The organism is Pedobacter rhodius, from assembly GCF_027213645.1.
In the GTDB taxonomy this organism is placed as follows: Bacteria; Bacteroidota; Bacteroidia; order Sphingobacteriales; family Sphingobacteriaceae; genus Pedobacter; species Pedobacter rhodius.
On record NZ_JAPWGL010000001.1, the window covers coordinates 1,211,371 to 1,234,557 of the forward strand.

Here is a 23,187-nt window from a genome sequence, read left to right on the forward strand (position 1 = left end):
TTTTAGCTGAATAGAAAGAATGTATGTCAAATATTACAGAATAATAACCTATTCGTTTAGTCTATAAAAAAAAAGGCCCGATTTCAAAAAATCGGGCCTTTAATATCAAAAATTAAAATTTAAGCAAATTTATCTTCCTGTACTAAGGGGGATGAAAGGGATTCGAATTCAATTTCTGCTGTATTTAAAACCGTTAGATGCGATATAAAATAGGCCAGCGTACTTTCAGCGCCCTGATTTCGGTTCACACTGTTAAACTGTAATCCATCTGCACAACCATGGGTTTCAAAATCGTAAAGTGGAATATGCAAACTGTTTTTTCCTAAAAACCATTCATAACTTATTTGCATCAGACTTAAGTACTTATCATCTTTAGTAATTTCAAATGTTTTGGAATATAATAAAACCATGGCCATAGTTTCTAAAGCCTGCTGATCGTAAATCGGGTTTTTACCGTGTTTTTTCATCCAGCCTGCATTTCCAACAGGGTTCAAATAACCATTTTCAAAAGAAAAACTATTTAAAAACTCGATGCTTTCCATTGCAATTCTATAAGATTCTTTATTACCGGTTACCTCATAATGGCATAAAAGGGCTAGCGGAAGAAGTGCATTATCATAAGTTAAAATATCCTCATACCAATGCCAATTGCCATCTTTATTAACCTTGTAAGCATCAGTTAATGATTTTGCAAGCTGATTTATTTCTTTAATTAAAAGTTCATCACCGTGATGCGCACGTAGGTAATGCGCTATACCAATAATTGTGTTAGCCATTGCCCGCAGGTATTTTAACGTTTTAAAATGCGGAACAGCGTTTGAGAAAAGTTCGCGGCCAAATTCCCGATAGGAATTGTTTGGTCCGGTATTAATCAGATAGCCGAGCGACCATATCGTCCTTCCGAAAGAATCTTCAGAACCAACCTCATCCAGATAGTTTCTGTTGAAACTTAAAAAGTTTCTGAAATTTCCGTCCTCGCGTTGCATGTATTGAATAAAACTCAGGTACACCGGCATCAACTTTAAAGCTTTCTGATTTTTATTCTGGTCGTAGGCCATTAAGGACAGAATTAACGCCCTGGCATTATCATCAATACAATAACCTTCTTTTAAATTGGGAATTCCAAATTTTGCATGCTGGATAATTCCGGTATCATCGGTTAAAAGGGCGATATGATTTAGGTTCAGTGCAGGCATGCTGTCTACATCGATAATTGGCGGAATCGTTCTGGCAGGTTTTTTTCCTTTAGCCAGGGCTTCCTGCAACGTAGCCATATAAATGTTGCCAATGGCCGGCCATCTTAAATTTAACCCGTATTGGTATGCATTATTTTTAAGTAGCTGGTATTTAACCTCATCATCAATTAATGTATTGATAATTTGAGCTAATTGTACATCATTCTTAAAATCGAACAATTTACCACGGTTATCTGCTAACAATTCCTGTGCATGCCAATATGGTGTAGATACAACTGCTGCACCGGCACCTACGGCGTAAGATAACGTACCACTCGTAATTTGTGCTTCATTAAGGTATGGTGTAATGTATAAATAACAGGCCGTTAAATATTGATGAAGTTCTTCTTCCGAGACAAATTTATTAACGAATGCAATATTTTGCTCTACGCCTAAATCTTTAGCCAGGGCTTTAAGGCTGTCGCGGTACTCTTCACCATTATGTTTTACAACGCCGGGGTGTGTATTGCCTAGAATAACATAAAGTACTTCAGGATGCTTTTCGACAACATCAGGTAAAGCCTTTATAACAGTTTCAAGCCCTTTATTACGGCTTATAAGCCCAAAGGTGAATAAAACTTTTCTGTTTTTAAATAAATCACTTTTCGAAACCGCATTATTGCTGATGGGTTCTAAATCCGGAACACCATGCTCAATTAGTTTAATCTGAACTGATGGAATCTGATAAATACTCGTTAAAAATAAAACTGCTTTTTTACTCATAACCACTATTTTGGAGGATTTTAAAGCAATTTCCTTAATAATGGTTTGCTGCATAAAATTTGGTTCTTTTAAAACCGTGTGCAATACGGTAATAAAAGGTTTCTGTAACCTGTTCAAAAGTGATAATAAAAAAATACCGCTATTACCACCATAAATGCCAAATTCATGTTCTATAATACAGGTATCTATGTTGCTTTTATTTATAAAGTCTGCGGCATCAATATAATCCTGTTGATTTTGCTGGCGTATAATAAACTTAACATCTTCTGGATAAGCGTGTTCATTCAAATCATCTGATTCGTTCATAGCAACAATAAAACTCTGCTCAGCATCATAAGATGAATTTAAGCTTAAAGCATTAACTAAATTCTGATTAAATGTAGCTAAACCGCATTCACGTGGAGGATAAGTTGATATATAAGCAATTTTCATATGTATTTCTGGAATTTATATAAAGAACAATGCAAAATTTAAATAGTTTGGTATTTGCAGCTGATTTACGGGAATAAAAACAATATGAAACCGGATATGTTAGCATCAATATAACTAAGATGTAGATTATGAGATCAATTTGGAAGGGCGCTATTGGCTTTGGTTTGGTAAATATTCCGGTAAAATTATTTTCAGGTGTACAAAACAGTACGCTCGATCTGGATATGCTTGATGAACGCGATCATGCTAAAATTAAGTTTTTGAGGGTAAATGAAAATACCCACAAAGAGGTACCCTATGAAAAAATTGTAAAAGGTTATTTATTGAAAGATAAATACATCATTCTGGACAAACACGATTTCGAAGAAGCAGCGCCCGAAAAAACAAAGATAATTGAACTCGAAAATTTTGTTAACCTTAAAGATATTAATCCGGTTTATTATGAAACTTCTTATTATACCGAACCCGAAAAGCAGGGTAGAAAAGCATATGCGCTGTTACTAAAAGCCTTGGAGAAATCGGGTAAGGCTGGTATAGGCAGATTTGTACTCAGAAATACAGAAAACCTATGTGTAATTCATCCAATGGATAATGTAATTGTGATTACGAAAATCAGGTTTCAACAGGAAATCAGAAGTCTTTCAGATATTACAAAGGTTGAAGGCATATCCATAACTAAAAAAGAAATGGACGTTGGCTTAGCTTTAATTAAACAATACAGTTCTGAATTTGATTTGAGCGCATTTAAAGATGATTATAGTAATGAGTTGCTTAAAATTATTAAAGCCAAATCGAAAGGAAAGCGGGCAACTGTTAAGAAGATGAAACCTCAAAAGGCAAGCAGTGATGATTTATATGACCAGTTAATGCAGAGTTTGGGTTCGAAAAAAGGTGCGTAGAGGTTTGCGGTTAAAGTTTAGGGCTTAGCGTTTAACGTTTAGCAAAACGAACAGGTAAGGAATAAGTTTGGAGTAAATTTTAATCACTCCAAACTTATCAAAATAAATCAATTTACTTTAAACATTGTGATGTAGGGCCTGTTGAAATGCTTAAAATTCATTTTTATACGTCCTTCAACTTTCCGACCGTTAACCGATCAAATCAAAGAAAAATCTTCATCTAGACAGATTTCTCGACTTCGTTGCACTTCGCTCGAAAGGAAGATACAATGGGTTTTATCTCCCTAACATTTTATCATTTATTGATATTGATTTAAAAAATAAATTAGGCCTAAGGATAACTTTTAGCTCGCTATATGATACTATTTAAAAGCTGCTTTTAACTGTTCAGCGGCATATGCCTGTGCTGCTTTAGCTTCCGGAACAACAATGGCCATTCCGAAAAATTCGTGCGTAACACCTTCATAATTTCTGCTGCTTACTTTTACACCTGCATCAGATAATTTATTGGCGAGCATTACACCATCATCGTGCAAAGGATCAATTTCGGCCGTAATTATCGTTGTAGCCGGCAAGCCTTTTAAATTTGCATTCACTAAAGATATTTTTGGGTTTTGGGCCTCAATCATAGTGGTCAGATATTTTTCTGTAAACCAGCCCATCATGGCCTTATTTAATGGCTTTGCATCCGCATACATTTTATAAGAATCAGTTTCCATATTTGCCTGCGCTATCGGATAAACCAATACTTGGTGAACCGGAATCATAATGTGCTTATCTCTTGCAGCAATCGAAACATTAGCAGCTAAATTACCGCCGGCACTTTCACCCACAACAGCAATTTTAGCCGGGTCTGCTTTTAAATCCGAAGCGTTTTTAATGGCCCATTCATACGCGGCAAATGCGTCGTTATGTGCGGTTGGAAATTTGTTTTCAGGTGCTAAGCGATAAGCTACAGAAATAACTACAGCGCCAACCTGCTCTGCCAGTCCCTGTGCAGAAGCGTTATAAACGTCTAAATTTGCAATAACAAAACCGCCTCCGTGGTAGTATACAATTAATGGAAACGGACCTTTTCCTTCTTTTGGGGTATATATACGTAAATGAATTTTTCCACCGGTAACATCAATATCTTTTCCCGTGGTATCAACCTTTGGCTGTGGGATGGTCATGTTATTTTCTTTAACCAAATCCATTACGGCATCTGTTGGTGTATGATTTTTACGTGCATCAACGGCACTCAAAGTCTCTAATGGTTTGTCTCCGTAGCTAACCAATTTTTCAATTACGGTCTGCATTTCAGGTTTAATGGTTTTCCCCCATTCCGGTGCAGGACCGGCAGGTTTTAATGCTGCTGTCGCTGTAGAGTCAGTAGTTGAAGAATCGTTATCAGTTGTTGTTTTTGTGCCGCTGTTACAGGCGGTAAAGCCCACCGCCAATAGGCAAAAAGTAATAGACAGTTTATAAAATTTGTTTTTCATAGGTTAATTTTTGTTCATGAAATAATGCTAGCATAACATTATCAATGAGATAACTGTTTTTATTGGTTTACAACTTTTTAGAATTCATTTAATTTTCAAACATCTTTAAGGATTACGTTGTTCTTATTTAAAAATAAATATGTTAACAGAAATAACAGGATTACCCGATTACGTATTTGGCGTTAGAGCTACAGGTGAAGTGGATAGCAATGATCTTAAAAATGTTTTGCTACCGGGGCTTAAAAGAACGGCAGATACATTTGGTGAAATCAGATATCTGTTGATTCTGGATACTGATGTTAAGAATTTCACCGCAGGTGCCTGGGTTCAGGATGCAAAAGCCGGGTTACAGAATTTTACCAAATGGAAAAAAATTGCAATTGTAACTTCAGAAAAAGGAGTAGAGTGGTTCACAGATATCTTTACAATAGCTACTCCGGGAAGTTCCAAAGGATTTAAGCCTGATGAAGTTGAACAAGCCAAAGCCTGGTTAATTGAAGAATAATTTAACAATGAAAGATTCTAAAACATCGGCAGAAAGTAGCAAGGCTACAGCTCCGAAAACTTCAAAAGCAAAAGGTGCTAATGAAAAAACAACATCAGCAAAAGATGCAAAAAAAGTCAATGTGAAAAAAGATGCCTCTGTAAAGCACAAAAAACCTTAATAAAGCGCTGTCATCCCGTTTATGAAATTTGATGCTACTAAAATTAACAGCTTTTATGATAAAATATATGATTGGATAATCGCGAAGGGCCCGTCTGTAATATTAGGCATTATTTTACTTTTTGCAGGCTTATGGCTGATAAAGCTGTTGTCGAAATGGCTTTCCAGCAGTATGCATAAAAGAAATGTCAATCCATCCCTAAGGCCATTTCTGACAAGCTTAATTGTAATTACGCTTAGGGTCTTGCTGGTATTAACTGTAATGCAGATTCTGGGTATAGAGTTAACATTTTTAACTGTTCTTATCGGCGGTATCGGTGTTGCAGCAGGTTTGGCTTTGTCTGGCACCTTGCAGAACTTTGCAAGCGGTGCATTAATTTTAATACTGAAGCCATTTGTTGTTGGCGATAACATCGTTGCGCAGGGCCAGGAAGGTACAGTGAGTTCTATTCAGATATTTTATACAATTGTTACCACCTTTGATAACAGAACGGTTGTTATTCCAAATAGCAAGTTATCGAATGAAGTTATTATTAACATAAGCAGACAGGGAAGCAGGCGTTTAGATGTGGAAATTAAGTTCAGTTATGGTATTGATTACGACAGGATTTCCGAAATTTTTAATAAAACAGTGGATGAATTTAAACATTGCCTGAAAACGCCGGAACGGAGAATAGGCGTTTCTGTATTAGAAGATAACGGATTTAAAGTGGTTTTGAATGTTTGGGTTAAAGCACATGGCTTTACGGATACAAAACTTTCCTTTCAAAAAGAATTGATGAAAAATTTAAAACAAGGAGGTATAAAGTTGCCTGGTATGGCAGATTAGTTTGATGAGTTTTTCAACAATGCATAAATTTTATCCATTAATTCATCAATATTAAATGGTTTGGCCATAAAATCGTCTGCAGCAATACCATCCATCATATAATTGGATGAATTATACCTTGCTGAAATCATTAATACAGGGATATGCGCGGTAAGGTTATTTTCTTTTAACTCTTTTAATAAAATTCTTCCATCAACATCAGGAAGCATGATATCCATTATAATAACATTGGGTTGAAAATCCTTAACGTGATTAATGAATTCGGCACCTTTGTTTAATCCGGCAACATTAAAAGCTTCGCTTTCTAGAATAAGTGTTATAACATCTAAAATTGCATGGTTATCCTCTATAACCAGAATATTTTTTTTTGCCAACTGACTGTTCTTTAAAATTTGAACAAATATATAATAAAAAATAAATCCCAAAACTAATTGCCAGTTAAAAAATACTCCTAAAAATTATTACACTTTGAGAATTGAAAAAATCTGATATTTTTGTAATAATTATATGAATAAATTTTCTGTTGACCTGACAAATTGTGATAAAGAACCTATTCATATTCCGGGCAAAATACAATCACACGGGTTTTTAATCGCAGTCGATATATCGACTTATAACATATCTTATATCAGTGAGAATGCGTTACATTTTTTAAATTTTTCTTCCAAAGATTTACTGGATAAGCCTTTAGCTGTCGTAAACAATTTAATAAAAACGCAAGCTGTAGAATTTGATATTGAGGACTTATTGAAACTCGGGATTATCAGAAGAAGTTTTGATGCCATTTCGCCTTATCCCATCGAAATCAATGAACGCCCGTTTTACCTGATAATTTCACGATCGCAAAATGAATGGCTTCTTGAATTTGAACCGGTTACCTTGCAATACGATATTCAGAGTTCAATAGGACGATCGGCATCGGCCATGTTACAAGGCAGGACTGTTGCTACACTATTAAAGGGTGCTGCCGCTGAAGTTAAAAAACTTATAAATTATGATAGAATTATGATTTATAAATTTTTAGATGACGGGCACGGCGAAGTGGTTGCGGAAGAAAAAGAAGCTGATTTAGAGCCTTTTTTTGGTTTGCATTATCCCGCATCAGATATTCCAAAGCAGGCAAGAGAACTATATAAATTAAATTTAAACAGATTAATAGCAGATGTAAATACGGAAGATTCGCCGATAATTACATTTAAAGAAAACCAACCTTTAGATTTAACGAACGCGGGTTTGAGGGCAGTGTCGCCAATACACATCCAGTACTTGAAAAATATGGGCGTTCACTCCAGTTTTAGTATTTCATTAATTTCGCGCGGTGAGTTATGGGGATTAATTGCCTGCCATAACTATAGCCCGAAATTTATTGATTATAAAGCACGTGAAGGTTCTAAATTAATCGGACAAATTCTTTCATCAGCATTAGAATACCGCCAGAACGAAGAAGATTCTGAAATCGTAAAGCAATTTAAAGATACAGCCGGCATTCTGGCTGAACATTTAAGTCGCGATAAATATTTAGTTGATGCATTAACCGGCCATAAAAAAAATATTCTGGACGTAACTAAGGCAACTGGTGTAGCTTTAATATTTGAAAATGAATTACATACAATTGGCAGTGTTCCTTCAAATGATGAAATAAATGCTTTGGCAGAATGGCTGGGATCGTCAAATGATGAATCTGTTTATTATACGCATAGATTATCAGAGATATTTCATCCCGCGAAAAAATATAAAGACATTGCTTCTGGTATTTTATCATGCTCGTTAAGCAAAGAGCTGAATGAAATGATAATCTGGTTTAAGCCAGAACAAATCTCAACAGTAAAGTGGGCCGGTAATCCGGATAAGCCGGTAACACCATCAGAGAATGGCCTGTTGAGTTTATCACCAAGAAAATCATTCGAAATCTGGTCGCAGGTTGTAAGTAATACTTCTGAAAAATGGTTGCCCGAGGAAATAACTTCGGTGTTACGCATTCGTGAAATTATTATTACTGATGTTAACAAAAAAGCAAACGAAATCAGGTTGCTGAATGAGAAATTACAGGCAGCTTACGAAGAGCTTGATACGTTTAGCTACACCATTTCCCATGATTTAAGAACGCCACTAACATCTATAAAAACCTACGCGGAGCTAATGCTAAAAAATAAAAGCATTGATGAGCATGGTAAAAAGATGTTGGGTAGGATTTTAACAGGCGCGGATAAAATGAATTTTCTGATCAAAGAAATTCTCAATTTAGCAAGGGTTGGTCGTTCTGAGATAAATCTTGAAACAGTTGATATGCAATCTTTATTAAAAGAAATAATTGCAGAAGTATGGACCGCTTATAAAGCAGACAAGGTCGAGCTGGTTTTAGGACGATTGCCAGATTTAAAGGGAGATAAAACACTGATAGGACAGGTGTTTACGAACTTGTTAACCAATAGTGTAAAGTACTCTTCAATGGTTGATAAACCCAAAATTGAAGTTTCTGCGTATATAGATGCAGGAGAAATTATATACTATGTTAAAGATAATGGTATAGGAATTGATAACCGTTATTATGACAGGGTTTTTGAGCTTTTTAAGCGCATGGACAATGTTAAAGACATTGATGGAACAGGAGTAGGGTTGGCTATTGTAAAACGTGTAGTTGAAAAACACCATGGAAGGGTTTGGTTTGAAAGCAAATTAAATGCAGGCTCTACTTTTTACCTAGCCTTTAAAAACAAATAAAATGAAAACGCCGGATATATTTTACGTTGAGGATGATATAGACTATGCATTTTTTATGCAAAGTGCCGTACAGGAAGTTAAAGATACTTTAAATTTAACAATTGTTGAAGATGGAACTGAGGCTTTAGTAAGGTTACAAAACTTTGCGGAAAGCAAAACCAAGCCTAAACTAATTTTGTTAGATTTAAATTTACCAGGTTTATCTGGTTTAGATTTACTGAAATTTATAAAAGAAATTCCTTACCTGAAAACCATTCCTGTTATTTTGTTTTCGACTTCTGATAATCCGGACGACGTAAAAGCAGCTATCGAATTTGGCGCAAATGCTTATTTAACGAAACCGAATGGTTATGATAACCTGGTAAAATGTGTGCATTCGGTACACGATTTTTGGTTTAACCACCACCTTCGGTTAAATTAACTTTAAATATAGTACATGAGATTCGGGTTGAAAAATCCGAATCTTTTGTTTTTAACAACTTTTTAGATAAAAATAATGATTGCCAATTTATTGAGAACCGAAACTGCCGATAAACATAAAGAATTAGAGACTTTAATGTTTGTAAATGAAATTATGAACAATTCTCTGCGCATTACCGAATATAAAAAACTACTTACGGTTAACTACCTTATTCATCAAAAACTAGAAAACAAATTAGCCAATATGCTGGATACCGATGTTGCAGAAAAGTTGCAAATGAACACCAGATTTAAACTGGCTGCTTTGGAAAAAGATTTGGATTACTGGAAAATAGATCCATTTACATTACCAGGCTTAGACTTTGAATTATTTTTACCCGAAAAAAATAATGCTGCAGTTTTGGGCGCTTTATATGTATTAGAAGGGGCTACACTAGGTGGAAATGTAATTAAAAAACATATTCTGGCAAATCCTGATTTCATTAATCATCAGGATGGTTTAAATTATTATGGGGTTTATGGAACAGAATTAGGTGCTAAATGGAAAACTTTTGTTGCGGTATTAAATGAAAGCGTTACAGAAGCAGATTACGGGCTTTGTATTAATAGCGCGAATCAAACCTTTAATAACTTAATAAACTTGTCTAAACAGTATTGTTAAACAGCGACTATAAAATATAAAAATGAAAAAAAATACTTCTGTAATGGTGCGAAGGCATTTTTTACATCATAAAATGTGCAAAACTTCTTTCAAATTAATATTTGCTTTCTCTTGTTAATTCAAGGTAAATACGTATAATTGAAAAAATAAATTTTTTAAACCTTAAAAACATCAATTAGCGATGGAAAAATTCTCAAAAGTTAAAGCTGCTGTTGCTGCTATTGAAGCAGATGTAGAAAAATTTTATAATGCTGGCAATGCAGCTGCTGGTACTCGTGTGCGTAAAGCTATGCAAGATCTTAAAGTTTTGGCACAAGAAATCCGTGCAGAAGTAACTGACAAGAAAAACTCTGGAAAATAATATTTCGCGAGTAAGAACAAAAAGGGTTTCGGTATGCCGGAGCCCTTTTTGCGTTTTTAGCTTTGAAGTTTTAAAGGCGTGTTTGAGGAAAATTCCGAAAGCTTAATCGATAAGGTTCAATAGTCTTAGTTTTTTAAATTTAGGAAGCTTAAGCCCGTTAGAACCTCATAAGCCGAAACAAATCTACTTTGCTAAGTTAATTATTTTTGAAAAATCATGTTTTACAGGCGCCCAGCACAGACCCGTCGTAACGAGACCGTATCCCGGATCAATTTACTTTGAACACCCGGAAGTTTAATCGAAGAAAAATTATTTATGCAAAGGCCTGAATAAACCATTTACTTTTCATTAATAATCAGATCAGATTCAACTATCGTATTGTAAAAAGCCTGATTTTCAGGATTTGGGCTATTTATCAAATCCAGGAGGATATTTGCTGCTTTTTGTCCCTGCAGATATGGATTTTGTTCAACAGATGCAATTGGTGAATAATCCAGGTGTTCCATTATGGGTAAGTTGGCATAGCTCACAATGTCAATTGATTCTGCCAGATTCGTCTTTTTTAAATACCTGATTAAAAATAACGCTACATAATCATTAAAAGTTACGATAGCCGTTGGTTTTCTTTTATGATTTATCAATTGTTTTGCGGCATCGATAGTGCCTTCTTCAGTTAAATCACAATTTATAACCAGGGACGGATCGAATTTTAACCTGTTAAAGTTGATCGCCTGCATATAGCCATCTTTTCTTTCACCACTGGCAAATAACGTTGTAGGGCCGTTAATTAATCCAATTGTCCGATGGCCTTTTTTTAGTAGAAAGTTTACCGCTTTAATGGTTGCGTTTTCAAGAGAACATGCAACATAATGTACATTTTTAAAAGGCGGAATCCGGTCAAAAAACACGACAGGGATGTTAAATGCCCTTAATTTTTCAAAATGGTCAAAATTGGATGTGTCTTTGGTAATTGAAACCAACAATCCATCGACCCGTTGATTTTTCATTTTATCAACCAAACGAACTTCCTTATCAAATTCATCATGAGACTGGGCAAAAATTACCGTATAATTTTTCTTTAGTGCTTCATCTTCTATTGCAGAAATAGCAATGGAAAAAAAATGTTCTGATAATTCAGGCAAAATCACGCCTATGGTGTAAGTCTTGCCTTTTTGAAACAGGATCGCAGCGTTATTAGGTTCGTAGTTTAAAGATTTGGCAAGCTGTTTAATTTTTTCACGCGTAACAGCACCAATGCTCGGATGGTCATGCAAACCTCGTGATACGCTTGACGGCGAAAGGTTTAAAATTTTAGCGATTTCTTTAATAGTTGTAGGCTTCGATTGCATTGGTTTGCTAAACGATATATTTTGTTGTAATAATACAAAAAAACAAGAATTGTTCGCAGCACTTTCTATTAAAGTTTTGGATGAAGGGCCTGTCTGTCAAAAATAATTTTCTGCAAAATAAGGTTATCTAAATAAGATGTTTGTCAGCAACAACTGCAAATCAGCGTAGTAATGATGTAAACCAAAATACAGGCGACTTTAAAAAAATCAGCTTTTAAAACAAATTACTTTCATATCAGATTTGCTTTTAGAAAAGCTTTTTCTTAAAAATTCGTCTTACATTAGCATCAAAAAAGTGATGATTCCTATCTACATATTTCTGCTTCTATTTATATTGTTTTTTATCATTATAAACCTGCCGGTTTTTGGGAGGCTGCCAAAGGGTAAAAGATTAAATTTAATCCGTCATTTATCAAACTATCGGGATGGCGCATTGCAAAACTTATCTGTAACCCCGATGCAGCCGGAGGGTGTCAGCTTCTTCGATATTTTTAAAGCTTATTTTTTTGGAAAACATCCGAATAAAATGCCGCTTAAACCTTTAAGTTTTCTGAAACCCGATTTAAATGATAAACCTCAAAGCGATTTACCTGAAATAATATGGTTTGGGCATTCGTCTTATCTGATAAAAATCGATGATAAGCGTATTTTGGTTGATCCGGTTTTTAGTAAAAGACCATCACCATTTTCTTTTATAGGCAGTAAAGCTTTTCCGGGAACAGATTTTGTTAAAGCTGAAGAATTTTTAAATATTGATGTATTGGTAATCACGCATGACCATTATGATCATTTAGATTACCAGAGTATTTTAAAAATCGCTCCTCATACCAAAAAAATTGTTACCTCGATAGGGGTTGGGGCACACTTAGAAAGATGGGGTGTTGCAATAGAAAAGGTAAATGAACTTTGCTGGAATGCAACAGCAGAACTTTTTAATGCTGTAAAATTTACTGCCGTGCCTGCCCGGCATTTTACAGGTCGAAAATTTAAAAGAAATCAAACCCTTTGGTCGGCCTTTGTATTGGAAACCGCTGATTACAAAATATTTTTAGGAGGTGATTCCGGTTATGATGCGCATTTTGAAAAGATAGGAAATGACCACGGACCTTTTGATATTGCTTTATTAGAATGTGGACAGTATAATGAGTTTTGGCCTTACATTCATATGTTTCCTGAACAAACTGTTCAGGCTGCACTCGATTTAAAAACTAAAATTTTAATGCCCGTACACTGGGGAAAGTTTAGCCTGGCCATGCACCCATGGAACGAACCGATAGAAAGAATAACTGCTGAAGCTGCAAAAAAGAATGTACAGGTTATCACACCAAGACTCGGTGAAACGGTTATTTTAAATAAAGATTTCCCCAGTCGAAAATGGTGGCTTGATGAATAAACCTAAACAATAAATCGCCACCTGTGTTTAGTCTTTATACTTAATAATAATTATGAAAACTGACCTAGTAGAAATTTTTCAAACCATTAGAGCTAGCTTGCAGCCTTATGCAACCCGGGGATATACTGTTCATGAAAATTCTGAAACAGGATATGATTTATACAGCGAAAAAAATATAGAAGTTGATGGTAAAAATATAACCGAAAGATTTTTTGCCGGTATTTATATTAGTGGCAATGAAGTTGAAGTTAACCTTAATACAACTGATATTGATACTGCTAATCAAAATCTAAGTGATTTAGGTAGCGATAAATCAGGCTTAAAAATTACCGAACTTGATCATAATAAGTTAAAGGAAGTTGAAACCCTAATAGAAATTATCCATACTAACTTTAAAGAAAAGGAATGGATTTAATCCAATATCATTTTGAAAAACTAACTTTGTAAAGTAGAATAACAAATATTCTTAACTAAAATTTGCAAACCAGGATTTCAAATTCCAGATCAACGGATAATAAGATGTGGCAAAACCATTTTCTGACTGCGCTGGCAGAACAGGGAATGGTTTTTGAATATAAAGCTGGTTTTTATCATACGGTGTCGTTTATTGCGTATAACCTAACCATCAATTTAGTTAGCCTGGACAATAATTTTTCACCCGACGTATTGATTGAGCTTCAGGAAGCTTCAATAAATCAGGGTAAAAAACTTATTCATTTGTGGGAAGATGTCTGGATATCCAAATCGGAGCAGGTTTTGTTCAGGTTGAAATCCTTGCTGAATAAAAATGAAAGGATTCATGGAAGAAAAACTAAAATCAGAAAGATTACCAAACCTGAAGCTGATGTGTTTTTAAATGAAAATCATTTGCAAGGTTCCGTTACAGCACGGTATAAATTTGGATTATTTATTTCAGAAGAATTAGTCGCAGTAGCTACTTTTTCAGCGCTTCGCAGAATGAATTATACGGAAGACTATAAATCTATAGAATTAATACGTTTCGCGGTGAAAGGCGGCTTCTCTATAACAGGTGGTTTAAGTAAGTTAATTAACAATCTGAAAGAACAGTTAAGTCCAAACGACATGATGACTTATGCCGATAGGGATTGGTCGGGCGGTGAAGCTTATTTAAAACTTGGTTTTGATAAAGTTGACGTTTTAAACCCACAATATTTTCTTTTAGATAATAATCTTAACAGAAAGATAGACAGGACTTGTTTAAAAAACAATGCTGTACACGTGTATAATACGGGAAGTTTAAAATTTATTCTGAAGTTTTAATATGTCCGATAAACCGCTTTTGATTATTTTAGGCGCAACGGCTTCCGGTAAAACGAAACTTGCCGTGCAAGTTGCTGATGCGCTTAATGCCGAAATTATCAGTGCGGATAGCCGACAGGTATTCAGAAAAATGGATATCGGTACAGGAAAAGATTTAGCAGAATACAATATAAACGGGAAAACTATTCCCCATCATTTAATTAACATTCTCGAACCCGGCGAAAGGTATCATGTAGATGCATTTAAAAATGATTTTTATAATGCTTACCAGTCAATAACCGATAAAGATAAATTTTCAATCCTCTGTGGCGGCACAGGAATGTACATACATAGCCTGTTACAAAATCAACGCTACACAGCTGTTCCTGTGCATTCCGGTTTGCGCACAGCCCTTGATTCTTTAACTAAAGAAGAATTGATAAACCGGTTGAAAGACTATCCGGAAGAATTGTCCAGACACGTGGATTTTAATGCAAAGAAAAGGTTAATCAGGGCGATAGAAATTGCAGAATACCTCAGCTGCAATGAGCTAGCAGACGTTGACAGACCAAAAATTAATTCCCTGGTTTTTGGTTTAAAAAACAAAGTTGAACAAACAAGATATAATATCCTTAGCCGACTAGAATACAGATTGGGGGACGGTATGATTGAAGAAGTTGAGGATTTATTAAATAAAGGGGTAAGTAAGGAAATCTTAACTTTTTATGGGCTGGAATATAAATTTATCGTGGCTTATTTATCGGGCGATTTAAATTATGACGAGCTTAAATTAAAATTAGGCATTGCCATCTGCCAGTACGCCAAACGACAAAATACATTTTTCAGAAAGATGGAAAAGGACGGTGTAATAATTAACTGGCTGGATGCTTCCGAACCACTTGATAGTTTAAAGCAACAGATTTTAGAAAAAGTTTTTTAATGGTAAAACCCGTTTTTGTTAGTTATCTATGACATAAATGTCTATTAAAAATACTCAAAAAAGCTCTTTTTGGCACAAGGTTTGTAATTGTGGAGGTATTAAAGTTTAACTCAAAAATAATATCTTAAAATGAAAACAATTACTAAAATCATGGCTACCTCAGCAGCTGCAGTAGCTTTATTTTTTTCTACAAATGTACAAGCTCAAAAATTAGGTGTTGGTGTTACTGCTGGTATCCCAACAAGTGATGCCTACAGTGTTGCACTTGGTGCAGATTTACGTTATCAATTTGATATCGATAAACAATTATCAATTCCGGTAACAGCAGGGTACACCAATTTATCTGTGAAAGATGAATTTGGTGGTGGCAGTTTTGGTTATATTCCAGTTAAAGTTGGTGCCAAATATTTCTTCAATACATCAGGTTCGGGTGTTTATGGTTTAGCTGAACTTGGTGCAGGTTTCGGAACTAAAGACGGAAGCGGAACATCATTTGTATATTCTCCTGCCATCGGTTATGCCTGGAGTAACGGATTAGATTTAGGTGTTAAATACGAAGGCTTATCGCAAAATGGCGGAAGCACAGGTTTCTTTGGTTTGCGTTTAGCGTATGGTTTCTCTCTATAATTGAAATAGAAGATGATTTAAAGCCTCCGAAATTCGGGGGCTTTTTTTATTTTCAGAAATTTCAAAAAAAATAATTTTTAGAAATCTGTTTTCTCTTAAAGTTCGTATGTATAATCAAACCTTAATTAAATAACTTAAATACATCCAAAAATGAAAACAATTACTAAAATTTTTGCGGTCGCTTCAGCCTTAGCGATTTTTGCAACATCAAATCTTAAAGCGCAAACCATGAGTACAACTACAATGTCTACCAATAGCGGTATGGCTTTTAAAGTAGGCATTGGTGCACAATACGGCTTTTTTCCGGAGAAATCTGAAATGGACTACGGTTATGGTGCTGATTTAAGATTACAATATGATTTAAGCCCGGCTGTAGCAATTACCGCATCTGGTGGTTACACTAAACTCAAATGGAAAGGAAGTCCTTTAAATTTTGAATTTATTCCATTAGTTGGTGGTGTTAAAGCATTTGTAATCGACAGAATGTTTTTAACAGGCGGCGCAGGTACAGGTTTAGCACTTAAAGATGGTGCCAATATGAACTTTATTTACACAGGCGGATTAGGTTACGAATGGAACAATGGTCTTGAAATTGGTGCCAAATACGAAGGTTATGTAAACAATAGCTCATCTGATTTATATTTTATGAAAACCGGTCAGTTTGCTTTGAGACTTGGCTATAATTTCAAATTATAATTAAAACATCATATAATGGAAGCCTCCGAAATTTTCGGGGGCTTTTTTTATTTATTTACTATTTTAATTGCTAATTTGAGCCCAAAACCAAATACAATGAAACGAATATTCAGTATCGCCATATTAACAGCACTTATGTCATGTAATCAGGCGGAGCAAAAATCTGCTGAAACTAAAGATTCCATACCGGTAGATTCGGCCACGAAAAGCGCTGTTGTAATTAAAGATCAAAAGAAATCAGAAATTTTTAATCAATATGAAGATTTAAAGAATGCTTTAGTCATATCAGATGCTTCAAAAGCTCAAAAATCTGCCGTAAAATTGCAACATAGCCTGGCTGGTTTCGAGGGATGTGAAAGCACGGCCAGTATTGCGCAGAAGATAAGTGAAACCAGTAATATTGAAATTCAAAGAAAAGATTTCACTTCTTTAAGTATGGATTTAATCGCTTTTATCAAATCAGGAGAAATAGAAAAGGGAACAATTTATGTTCAACATTGCCCGATGGCAAATAAAGGCGACGGAGGTGACTGGTTGTCGACCGAAAAGGATATTAAAAATCCATACTATGGAAAAGAAATGTTAACCTGCGGCCGGGTGGTAGAGGAGATTAAAGGAAAATAAGTTGCTTCAATGCTGTGTTAATCATGATTGTTACGTGGTACTGACTAATAATTCATATTAATTTAACAGATTTGCTATGCACGTATATTAATTTTACATAAATTAGAAAGCTATAAATACAACACAATAATATGTCAGATATTGCAGAGATTAAAGTTGATGGTAAGACAATAGAATTACCGGTAATTACAGGAACAGAAGAGGAAAAAGCTATTGATATTTCTAAATTAAGGGATTTAACCGGTTTTGTAACTTTAGATACAGGTTTTAAAAATACAGGCTCAACAAAAAGTAAAATCACATTTTTAGATGGTGAAAAAGGTATTTTAAAATACAGGGGTTATTCTATTGAAGAGCTCGCTGAAAAGTCTAGTTTCCTCGAAGTTTCCTATCTTATTGTTTATGGAGAATTACCAACAAAGGAACAACTTAATGATTTTCAGGCTGAAATCAGCAAGCACACGCTGATTCATGAAGATATGAAGAAATTCTTCGATGGTTACCCGTCAAGATCTCATCCTATGGGTCAGTTGGGTTCCTTAATTTTCTCTTTATCAACATTTTATCCGGAATGTTTAAAACCAAATCAAACGGCTGAAGAACAAAATTTAACCATCATAAAATTGTTGGCTAAGCTACCAACGATTGTTTCTTTTATTTATAAAAAATCTCTTGGCCATCCGCTTATCTACCCGAAAAATAAATATGATTATGTAACCAATTTCCTTTGGATGACTTTTGGTCAGCGTACTGAAGATTATGATGTTAATCCGATTGTTGTTAGCGCAATGAATAAACTGCTTATTCTGCATGCAGATCACGAGCAGAATTGTTCAGCATCAACTGTTCGCATTGTTGGTTCTTCCGATTGTAATTTATATGCATCCATTGCCGCAGGTATTGCAGCACTTTGGGGGCCGCTTCATGGTGGTGCAAACCAAGCTGTTATCGACATGCTTGAATTAATTAAGGCTGATGGAGGTGATACCGAAAAATGGATAAACAAGGCGAAAGATAAAAATGATTCGTTTCGCATGATGGGTTTTGGACACCGGGTTTATAAAAACTTTGATCCACGTGCTAAAATCATTAAAAAAGCTTGTGATGATATTTTAGAAAACTTAGGTATTGATGATCCGATTTTGGAAATTGCCAAGAAGCTTGAAGAGGCCGCTTTAACAGATCAATATTTCATTGACAGAAAATTATATCCAAACGTAGATTTCTATTCCGGAATTATCTATCGTGCCTTAGGTTTCCCATCAGAAATGTTTACGGTATTATTCGCTTTAGGCCGTTTACCGGGATGGATTGCACAATGGAAAGAAATGCACGAAAATAAAGAACCAATCGGACGTCCTCGTCAGATTTATGTAGGTGAAACAGATAGGGCCTTTGTTGAACTAAAAGACAGGAAATAGTTCATTATCAAATAATTATACAAAAAAAGCTTCCGAATTTTCGGAAGCTTTTTTTGTAACTGTATTTTTTAAGTAGCTACGTAATAAATTAGATTTAACATCACCATTTCAGTTAACTTAAAAGCAATCGCGTAAAGGATGAAAATCATAATCATTTTACCGATTACTTTTTTACGCTGGTAGAATATTTTTAATGCATTAAACATATACCAGCAAATCCATACGATAATAGCAAGTCCAATTATATCAGATATTATAGAATCTTCACCAAATATATACTTCATGAGTGGTTTTGTAAAGATAGATACAATAAAATAGGCGGTCATCCCATGTATGGTAAATATCAAATGGTCTAGATAATAGATGTGATTTCTGCGAAAGTTGAGCATAATAAACCATGCAAGTAAAGGCATTAATAAAAAGAATTGTTTAGGGCGGTTATGCTCTAAGGTTTCCTGAATAACCTCAGATTTCTCCCCGATTGTTATGGAGCGTTTTTTTACCATTCGCTCAAACCAATTATCTCTTTGAATTACAGGCAACGTTTTCTGACGATGTAAATAAGCATCATAGGTAGAATCGTTCCGCTCATCGTGAATGACACTAAATTTCTTGATGACTTTGGTTAAAGAGTCCGATTTTTTTGACTGATTTTCTTTTTTCAAATTTGCCAAAACGATATCTTGTTCTTTAAAACTTAGTCGTTTAAATGTTGCTTTATCCAGATCTTCTATAATACCTTGTTTTACCTTATTAACGATGCCTGGCGCATTGCCTTTAATACCTGCTGATTCAAGCTTTTTATCTACACTATCTAATACGGCCTTTTGTTCAACCTGAGTTTTAGGGTTGGTCTGTTCGTCCTCTTTAGAAATGTGTTCGGGAGAATAAGCCACTAAAAAGTAAACAATTGAAACGAAAATATACATGCTTACCGGGTTGATGTATCTTGCTCTTTTGCCTGCTAAATAATCAAGGGTGACCTGCCCGGGTTTAGTTAGGAGTGGCGTTAGGGTCTGAAAAAACTTATTGTCAAAATGAAAATAATGGGCGATACTATGACTGATAAAACCCCAGAAACTTTCTTTTAATTCTAAGTTAGGCTGACCACAATTACTGCAGTAATGGGTTTCCACATTAGCGCCGCAGTTTAAGCAATTATGTTCTTTTCTATATTTACCGGTAGACATGATTAATTATAAATGTTTAATAGCTTCTACTTCTGCACGGGTATGTTTATGCTTGAAAGTAACAACAAAAATTATCGCAATAACCAAAACATAAATGGTAAACGAAAGCCATATGTTGTGCCAGTCTTTTACATCTAAAGACCTGCTTAAATCTCCGTTTTGCAGTACGCTAATGCCTTTGTCTTTTAAAAACTTGAGCAAATGAACATTGTCAGCATCACTTTTAACATATTTAGATAGTGCATTTACGTTGCTGTAATAAGTAGTAAAATATTTATTAATCATCCAGCCTGATATTAAACTTCCAAACACAGCTCCAAAGCCATTGGTCATCATCATAAACAGGCCCTGGGCAGATGAACGTATTTTTGGTGTAGTAGAAGTTTCTACGAATAAAGAGCCTGATATGTTAAAGAAATCGAAAGCCATTCCATATACAATACAAGACATGATAATCATCCATAAATTTGCTGAGGGATCGCCAAAGGCAAACAAGCCAAAGCGTAATACCCACGCAAACATGGCAATTACGATTACCCATTTAATACCGAAACGCCTTAAAAAAAATGGAATTGCCAGTATAAATAGTGTTTCTGATATTTGAGATATCGATAATATTATTGTAGAATATCTGATTACGAATGAATCTGCAAAAACAGGGAAAAGCTTAAATTCATCTAAAAAAACATCTCCATAAGCATTTGTTAATTGTAAAGCGGCACCCAGGAACATCGAAAAAATAAAAAATAATGCCATTTTATAATCCGCAAAAAGTTTAAAAGATTCGAGGCCAAGCTTTTGTATAAAAGTTTTTTTCTCACTTATTAAATTTAAAGGCTTGCATGCGGGAAGCGCAAAAGAATATATTCCTAAAAACAAAGCACTGATGCCTGCAATATAAAATTGGTTGGCACTTGCTTTATTGCCGGTTAAATTGGTAATCCACATGGCGACGATAAAACCCACCGTACCCCAAACACGAATCGGAGGAAAACTTTTTACAACATCAAAATTTCCGTTTTTTAAGGTCGTATAGCTTATTGAATTACTCAGTGCAATTGTGGGCATGTAAAAACACATAGCGACCAGCATAACCCAAAAGAAACTATGTGGATTTTCAACCTGAGGAAGATAAAACATCGTTGCTGCGTAAAGGATATGTAAAATGGCATACAGCTTTTCTGCATTGATCCATTTATCAGCGAGTATACCTGTTATTGTAGGCATAAAAAGCGATGCAATGCCCATAGTAGAAAAAATTATTCCAAAATTTGCACCATCCCATTGTTTGGTTCCAAACCAATAATTTGCAATAGTAATCAGCCATGCTGCCCATACAAAAAATTGCATAAAGCTCATCACAGTTAAGCGAAACTTAACATTCATAATAATAGTTTAGTTTGATTTTGAAAGTAAGAGTTGAATATAGAACTATTTAAAGCATAATTCAAAAAATGAATCCAAATTATTTAATCACAATTTGGATTATGGTAAATTTAATTTATAACGGATTTTTTTTTCTAAAACCTTAACTGAGGTAGATTCGAAGAAAAAACACCGTTTTTAGGATTTACCTCTTTTATTAAGTTCATCTCTTAAGCGGGCGGCTTTTTCATAAGCTTCATCAGCAATGGCTTCCTGTAATTTTTGCTGAAGTTCTTCTAGTGTTAAATCTCCAAACCCTTGCTGGCCTGTTGCAATTGGAATGGTATCTGCGTCTGGTTCTTTTGTCAGACTGTCCATGTTTTCGAGAAACAGAAAATCATTTCCTTCAATTACAATACCTGCTGAGGCTAAAATAAATTCGTAAGTGTAAATCAATGCATCAAACCGTACAGCCAAAGCAATCGCATCAGATGTTCTTGCATCTATTTCATGATTATTTTTACCATCGCTGCAAATTAACTTTGCATAAAAAACACCATCTACAAGGTTATAAATAATAATTTCCTGAACATTAATATGAAATGTTTCGGCCATGGATTTGAATAAATCATGCGTTAATGGCCTGCTGGGTGTCATTTTTTCTATTTCAATGGCAATTGCCTGCGCTTCAAAAGCACCTATAATAATCGGTAATCGCCTGCGTCCGTTTACTTCACCTAAAACCAGGGCATAAGCGCCGGATTGCGTTTGACTGTAAGATAAACCTACAATGTCTAATTTTACTTTTTTCATATTTGCAGATGTCATATTGAGCTTGTCGAAACACTTAAATTTGTCTTTCGACAAGCTCAGGATGACATAATTATCCTTTATGTGCCTTTAAAGCTTCAATTAATTTTGGAACCACTTCAAATGCATCACCAACAATTCCATAATCGGCAACTTTAAAGAAAGGTGCTTCAGGATCTTTGTTAATGACTACAATAACTTTAGATGAACTAACGCCTGCTAAATGTTGAATGGCACCGGAAATACCAATCGCGATATATAAATTCGGGCTAATGGCGATACCGGTTTGGCCAACGTGTTCTGAATGTGGTCTCCAATCGGCATCACTTACCGGTTTTGAACAAGCAGTAGCCGCACCTAATAAACCAGCCAATTCTTCAATCATGCCCCAATTTTCAGGACCTTTTAAGCCTCTTCCTGCTGAAACAACTAATTCTGCATCTGGTAAAGAAATTTTATCCGTAGCACGAACGATATCTTTAATTACGGTACCTAAATCTGATTGTTTAACGTCTGCCGAGAAATTCTCTATGGCTACATCAGTTGCATTTTCCTTAACGCCAAAAGCATTCGGATTTAAAGCAATAATCTTGTTGGGTGAGGTTAATTGTGTGATAGCAAATGCTTTACCTGAAAATGCGGTTTTCTTAACTTCGAATTTACCACCATCAATTTTTGGTAATTCTACAGCACCATCTGCCAAACCGGCTTTTAATTTTACTGCAATACGTGGCGCTAAACCTTTTCCGGAGAACGAATTTGAAAGCACCACAATATCTGCCGATTCCTTTTCAGCAGCTGATGCAATAACACTGGCATATGCCTGGTTAACAAATGTTTTAAGTTGATCTACACTAACATTTAACACTTTTGAAGCGCCGTATTTACCTAATTCCTTAAGCTCGCCGTCAGCTACATCACCAATTGAAATAGCGGTTAAATTAGTTGATTGCTGGTCGGCAATCGCTTTGGCATAAGATACCGCTTCGAAAACCGATTTCTTAAATTTACCTTCAGCCTGTTCTACATATACTAATACTGACATATATTTATTTCTTTATCCCTTACAGGATTTGTTATAACTGT

General features: G+C 35.1%; 24 protein-coding genes. 16 read left to right on the plus strand and 8 right to left on the minus strand.

The window, feature by feature from the left end; genetic code table 11:
- Positions 1-119: 119 nt before the first annotated feature.
- On the minus strand, positions 120-2,390 hold the full coding sequence (locus O0931_RS04985; protein ID WP_269414449.1) for a glycosyltransferase: 2,271 nt from the start codon (positions 2,388-2,390) through the stop codon (positions 120-122).
- A gap of 128 nt (positions 2,391-2,518) precedes the next feature.
- On the opposite strand from O0931_RS04985, the gene ku reads away from it, so the two are divergent.
- The gene (gene ku, locus O0931_RS04990) at positions 2,519-3,289 is read left to right on the plus strand and encodes a non-homologous end joining protein Ku (protein WP_269414450.1); all 771 of its coding nucleotides are present in this window, start codon (positions 2,519-2,521) and stop codon (positions 3,287-3,289) included.
- A gap of 362 nt (positions 3,290-3,651) precedes the next feature.
- Here the strand turns inward: ku and O0931_RS04995 are convergent, their stop codons facing one another.
- Entirely contained in the window at positions 3,652-4,770 is a 1,119-nt protein-coding gene (locus O0931_RS04995; protein WP_269414451.1) for an alpha/beta hydrolase fold domain-containing protein, read from the minus strand.
- A gap of 139 nt (positions 4,771-4,909) precedes the next feature.
- On the opposite strand from O0931_RS04995, the gene O0931_RS05000 reads away from it, so the two are divergent.
- The 3 genes from O0931_RS05000 to O0931_RS05010 are packed head-to-tail and all read left to right on the plus strand — an operon-like array spanning position 4,910 to position 6,263.
- Complete coding sequence (locus O0931_RS05000) at positions 4,910-5,275, plus strand: SpoIIAA family protein (protein ID WP_269414452.1); 366 nt, start codon at positions 4,910-4,912, stop codon at positions 5,273-5,275.
- A 7-nt stretch (positions 5,276-5,282) separates the two neighbouring features.
- Positions 5,283-5,435: a hypothetical protein gene (locus O0931_RS05005; protein ID WP_269414453.1), complete on the plus strand. Its 153-nt coding sequence runs from the start codon at positions 5,283-5,285 to the stop codon at positions 5,433-5,435.
- Positions 5,436-5,456: 21 nt separating this feature from the next.
- Positions 5,457-6,263 (plus strand): mechanosensitive ion channel family protein, encoded by an 807-nt coding sequence (locus O0931_RS05010; protein ID WP_269414454.1) that lies wholly within the window; start codon positions 5,457-5,459, stop codon positions 6,261-6,263.
- On the opposite strand, the gene O0931_RS05015 is transcribed toward O0931_RS05010, so the two are convergent.
- Entirely contained in the window at positions 6,260-6,637 is a 378-nt protein-coding gene (locus O0931_RS05015; RefSeq protein ID WP_269414455.1) for a response regulator transcription factor, read from the minus strand. The genes O0931_RS05010 and O0931_RS05015 overlap by 4 nt on opposite strands.
- 133 nt (positions 6,638-6,770) lie before the next feature.
- Here O0931_RS05015 and O0931_RS05020 point away from each other — a divergent pair, with 133 nt between their 5' ends.
- The 4 genes from O0931_RS05020 to O0931_RS05035 all read left to right on the plus strand — a co-directional run bounded on the left by O0931_RS05020 (position 6,771) and on the right by O0931_RS05035 (position 10,426).
- Entirely contained in the window at positions 6,771-8,984 is a 2,214-nt protein-coding gene (locus tag O0931_RS05020; protein ID WP_269414456.1) for an ATP-binding protein, read from the plus strand.
- A gap of 1 nt (position 8,985) precedes the next feature.
- A complete protein-coding gene (locus tag O0931_RS05025; protein WP_269414457.1) occupies positions 8,986-9,405 on the plus strand; it encodes a response regulator in 420 nt (139 codons plus the stop codon).
- A gap of 75 nt (positions 9,406-9,480) precedes the next feature.
- Positions 9,481-10,065 carry a biliverdin-producing heme oxygenase gene (locus tag O0931_RS05030; RefSeq protein ID WP_269414458.1) on the plus strand — a complete coding sequence of 195 codons (585 nt, stop codon included), beginning with the start codon at positions 9,481-9,483 and terminating at the stop codon, positions 10,063-10,065.
- A 181-nt stretch (positions 10,066-10,246) separates the two neighbouring features.
- A complete protein-coding gene (locus O0931_RS05035) occupies positions 10,247-10,426 on the plus strand; it encodes a hypothetical protein (RefSeq protein WP_010602585.1) in 180 nt (59 codons plus the stop codon).
- A gap of 338 nt (positions 10,427-10,764) precedes the next feature.
- Here the strand turns inward: O0931_RS05035 and O0931_RS05040 are convergent, their stop codons facing one another.
- Complete coding sequence (locus O0931_RS05040) at positions 10,765-11,775, minus strand: LacI family DNA-binding transcriptional regulator (protein ID WP_269414459.1); 1,011 nt, start codon at positions 11,773-11,775, stop codon at positions 10,765-10,767.
- A gap of 298 nt (positions 11,776-12,073) precedes the next feature.
- Between O0931_RS05040 and O0931_RS05045 the strand changes: the two genes are divergently transcribed.
- The 8 genes from O0931_RS05045 to O0931_RS05080 all read left to right on the plus strand — a co-directional run bounded on the left by O0931_RS05045 (position 12,074) and on the right by O0931_RS05080 (position 18,736).
- Positions 12,074-13,168: an MBL fold metallo-hydrolase gene (locus tag O0931_RS05045; protein ID WP_269414460.1), complete on the plus strand. Its 1,095-nt coding sequence runs from the start codon at positions 12,074-12,076 to the stop codon at positions 13,166-13,168.
- 52 nt (positions 13,169-13,220) lie between these two features.
- The gene (locus tag O0931_RS05050) at positions 13,221-13,583 is read left to right on the plus strand and encodes a hypothetical protein (RefSeq protein WP_269414461.1); all 363 of its coding nucleotides are present in this window, start codon (positions 13,221-13,223) and stop codon (positions 13,581-13,583) included.
- A gap of 104 nt (positions 13,584-13,687) precedes the next feature.
- On the plus strand, positions 13,688-14,449 hold the full coding sequence (locus O0931_RS05055) for a hypothetical protein (RefSeq protein WP_269414462.1): 762 nt from the start codon (positions 13,688-13,690) through the stop codon (positions 14,447-14,449).
- Between the two features lies 1 nt (position 14,450).
- Positions 14,451-15,368 carry a tRNA (adenosine(37)-N6)-dimethylallyltransferase MiaA gene (miaA, locus tag O0931_RS05060; RefSeq protein ID WP_269414463.1) on the plus strand — a complete coding sequence of 306 codons (918 nt, stop codon included), beginning with the start codon at positions 14,451-14,453 and terminating at the stop codon, positions 15,366-15,368.
- Between the two features lie 129 nt (positions 15,369-15,497).
- On the plus strand, positions 15,498-15,995 hold the full coding sequence (locus tag O0931_RS05065; protein ID WP_269414464.1) for a hypothetical protein: 498 nt from the start codon (positions 15,498-15,500) through the stop codon (positions 15,993-15,995).
- A gap of 150 nt (positions 15,996-16,145) precedes the next feature.
- Positions 16,146-16,691 (plus strand): hypothetical protein, encoded by a 546-nt coding sequence (locus O0931_RS05070; protein WP_269414465.1) that lies wholly within the window; start codon positions 16,146-16,148, stop codon positions 16,689-16,691.
- Positions 16,692-16,787: 96 nt separating this feature from the next.
- The gene (locus O0931_RS05075; protein WP_269414466.1) at positions 16,788-17,315 is read left to right on the plus strand and encodes a DUF3347 domain-containing protein; all 528 of its coding nucleotides are present in this window, start codon (positions 16,788-16,790) and stop codon (positions 17,313-17,315) included.
- A gap of 131 nt (positions 17,316-17,446) precedes the next feature.
- Entirely contained in the window at positions 17,447-18,736 is a 1,290-nt protein-coding gene (locus O0931_RS05080; RefSeq protein WP_269414467.1) for a citrate synthase, read from the plus strand.
- Between the two features lie 68 nt (positions 18,737-18,804).
- Here O0931_RS05080 and O0931_RS05085 read toward each other — a convergent pair whose 3' ends face one another.
- The 4 genes from O0931_RS05085 to O0931_RS05100 form a co-directional block, all read right to left on the minus strand.
- Positions 18,805-19,926, minus strand: coding sequence for a DUF3667 domain-containing protein (locus O0931_RS05085; RefSeq protein WP_269414468.1), 1,122 nt, complete (start codon positions 19,924-19,926; stop codon positions 18,805-18,807).
- A gap of 6 nt (positions 19,927-19,932) precedes the next feature.
- Positions 19,933-21,312, minus strand: coding sequence for a nucleoside permease (locus O0931_RS05090; protein WP_269414469.1), 1,380 nt, complete (start codon positions 21,310-21,312; stop codon positions 19,933-19,935).
- A 177-nt stretch (positions 21,313-21,489) separates the two neighbouring features.
- Positions 21,490-22,104, minus strand: a complete 615-nt coding sequence (locus tag O0931_RS05095; protein ID WP_269414470.1) for a bifunctional nuclease family protein — start codon at positions 22,102-22,104, stop codon at positions 21,490-21,492.
- 70 nt (positions 22,105-22,174) lie between these two features.
- Positions 22,175-23,146 carry an electron transfer flavoprotein subunit alpha/FixB family protein gene (locus tag O0931_RS05100; protein ID WP_269414471.1) on the minus strand — a complete coding sequence of 324 codons (972 nt, stop codon included), beginning with the start codon at positions 23,144-23,146 and terminating at the stop codon, positions 22,175-22,177.
- Between the last annotated feature and the right edge of the window lie 41 nt (positions 23,147-23,187).

What these genes read in the sequence shown, in the direction of transcription:
- O0931_RS04985 (WP_269414449.1), bottom strand. Translation starts at nt 2,390, where the DNA reads ATGAAAATTGCTTATATATCAACTTATCCTCCACGTGAATGCGGTTTA.
- ku (WP_269414450.1), top strand. Translation starts at nt 2,519, where the DNA reads ATGAGATCAATTTGGAAGGGCGCTATTGGCTTTGGTTTGGTAAATATT.
- O0931_RS04995 (WP_269414451.1), bottom strand. Translation starts at nt 4,770, where the DNA reads ATGAAAAACAAATTTTATAAACTGTCTATTACTTTTTGCCTATTGGCG.
- O0931_RS05000 (WP_269414452.1), top strand. Translation starts at nt 4,910, where the DNA reads ATGTTAACAGAAATAACAGGATTACCCGATTACGTATTTGGCGTTAGA.
- O0931_RS05005 (WP_269414453.1), top strand. Translation starts at nt 5,283, where the DNA reads ATGAAAGATTCTAAAACATCGGCAGAAAGTAGCAAGGCTACAGCTCCG.
- O0931_RS05010 (WP_269414454.1), top strand. Translation starts at nt 5,457, where the DNA reads ATGAAATTTGATGCTACTAAAATTAACAGCTTTTATGATAAAATATAT.
- O0931_RS05020 (WP_269414456.1), top strand. Translation starts at nt 6,771, where the DNA reads ATGAATAAATTTTCTGTTGACCTGACAAATTGTGATAAAGAACCTATT.
- O0931_RS05025 (WP_269414457.1), top strand. Translation starts at nt 8,986, where the DNA reads ATGAAAACGCCGGATATATTTTACGTTGAGGATGATATAGACTATGCA.
- O0931_RS05030 (WP_269414458.1), top strand. Translation starts at nt 9,481, where the DNA reads ATGATTGCCAATTTATTGAGAACCGAAACTGCCGATAAACATAAAGAA.
- O0931_RS05035 (WP_010602585.1), top strand. Translation starts at nt 10,247, where the DNA reads ATGGAAAAATTCTCAAAAGTTAAAGCTGCTGTTGCTGCTATTGAAGCA.
- O0931_RS05040 (WP_269414459.1), bottom strand. Translation starts at nt 11,775, where the DNA reads ATGCAATCGAAGCCTACAACTATTAAAGAAATCGCTAAAATTTTAAAC.
- O0931_RS05045 (WP_269414460.1), top strand. Translation starts at nt 12,074, where the DNA reads ATGATTCCTATCTACATATTTCTGCTTCTATTTATATTGTTTTTTATC.
- O0931_RS05050 (WP_269414461.1), top strand. Translation starts at nt 13,221, where the DNA reads ATGAAAACTGACCTAGTAGAAATTTTTCAAACCATTAGAGCTAGCTTG.
- O0931_RS05055 (WP_269414462.1), top strand. Translation starts at nt 13,688, where the DNA reads ATGTGGCAAAACCATTTTCTGACTGCGCTGGCAGAACAGGGAATGGTT.
- miaA (WP_269414463.1), top strand. Translation starts at nt 14,451, where the DNA reads ATGTCCGATAAACCGCTTTTGATTATTTTAGGCGCAACGGCTTCCGGT.
- O0931_RS05065 (WP_269414464.1), top strand. Translation starts at nt 15,498, where the DNA reads ATGAAAACAATTACTAAAATCATGGCTACCTCAGCAGCTGCAGTAGCT.
- O0931_RS05070 (WP_269414465.1), top strand. Translation starts at nt 16,146, where the DNA reads ATGAAAACAATTACTAAAATTTTTGCGGTCGCTTCAGCCTTAGCGATT.
- O0931_RS05075 (WP_269414466.1), top strand. Translation starts at nt 16,788, where the DNA reads ATGAAACGAATATTCAGTATCGCCATATTAACAGCACTTATGTCATGT.
- O0931_RS05080 (WP_269414467.1), top strand. Translation starts at nt 17,447, where the DNA reads ATGTCAGATATTGCAGAGATTAAAGTTGATGGTAAGACAATAGAATTA.
- O0931_RS05085 (WP_269414468.1), bottom strand. Translation starts at nt 19,926, where the DNA reads ATGTCTACCGGTAAATATAGAAAAGAACATAATTGCTTAAACTGCGGC.
- O0931_RS05090 (WP_269414469.1), bottom strand. Translation starts at nt 21,312, where the DNA reads ATGAATGTTAAGTTTCGCTTAACTGTGATGAGCTTTATGCAATTTTTT.
- O0931_RS05095 (WP_269414470.1), bottom strand. Translation starts at nt 22,104, where the DNA reads ATGAAAAAAGTAAAATTAGACATTGTAGGTTTATCTTACAGTCAAACG.
- O0931_RS05100 (WP_269414471.1), bottom strand. Translation starts at nt 23,146, where the DNA reads ATGTCAGTATTAGTATATGTAGAACAGGCTGAAGGTAAATTTAAGAAA.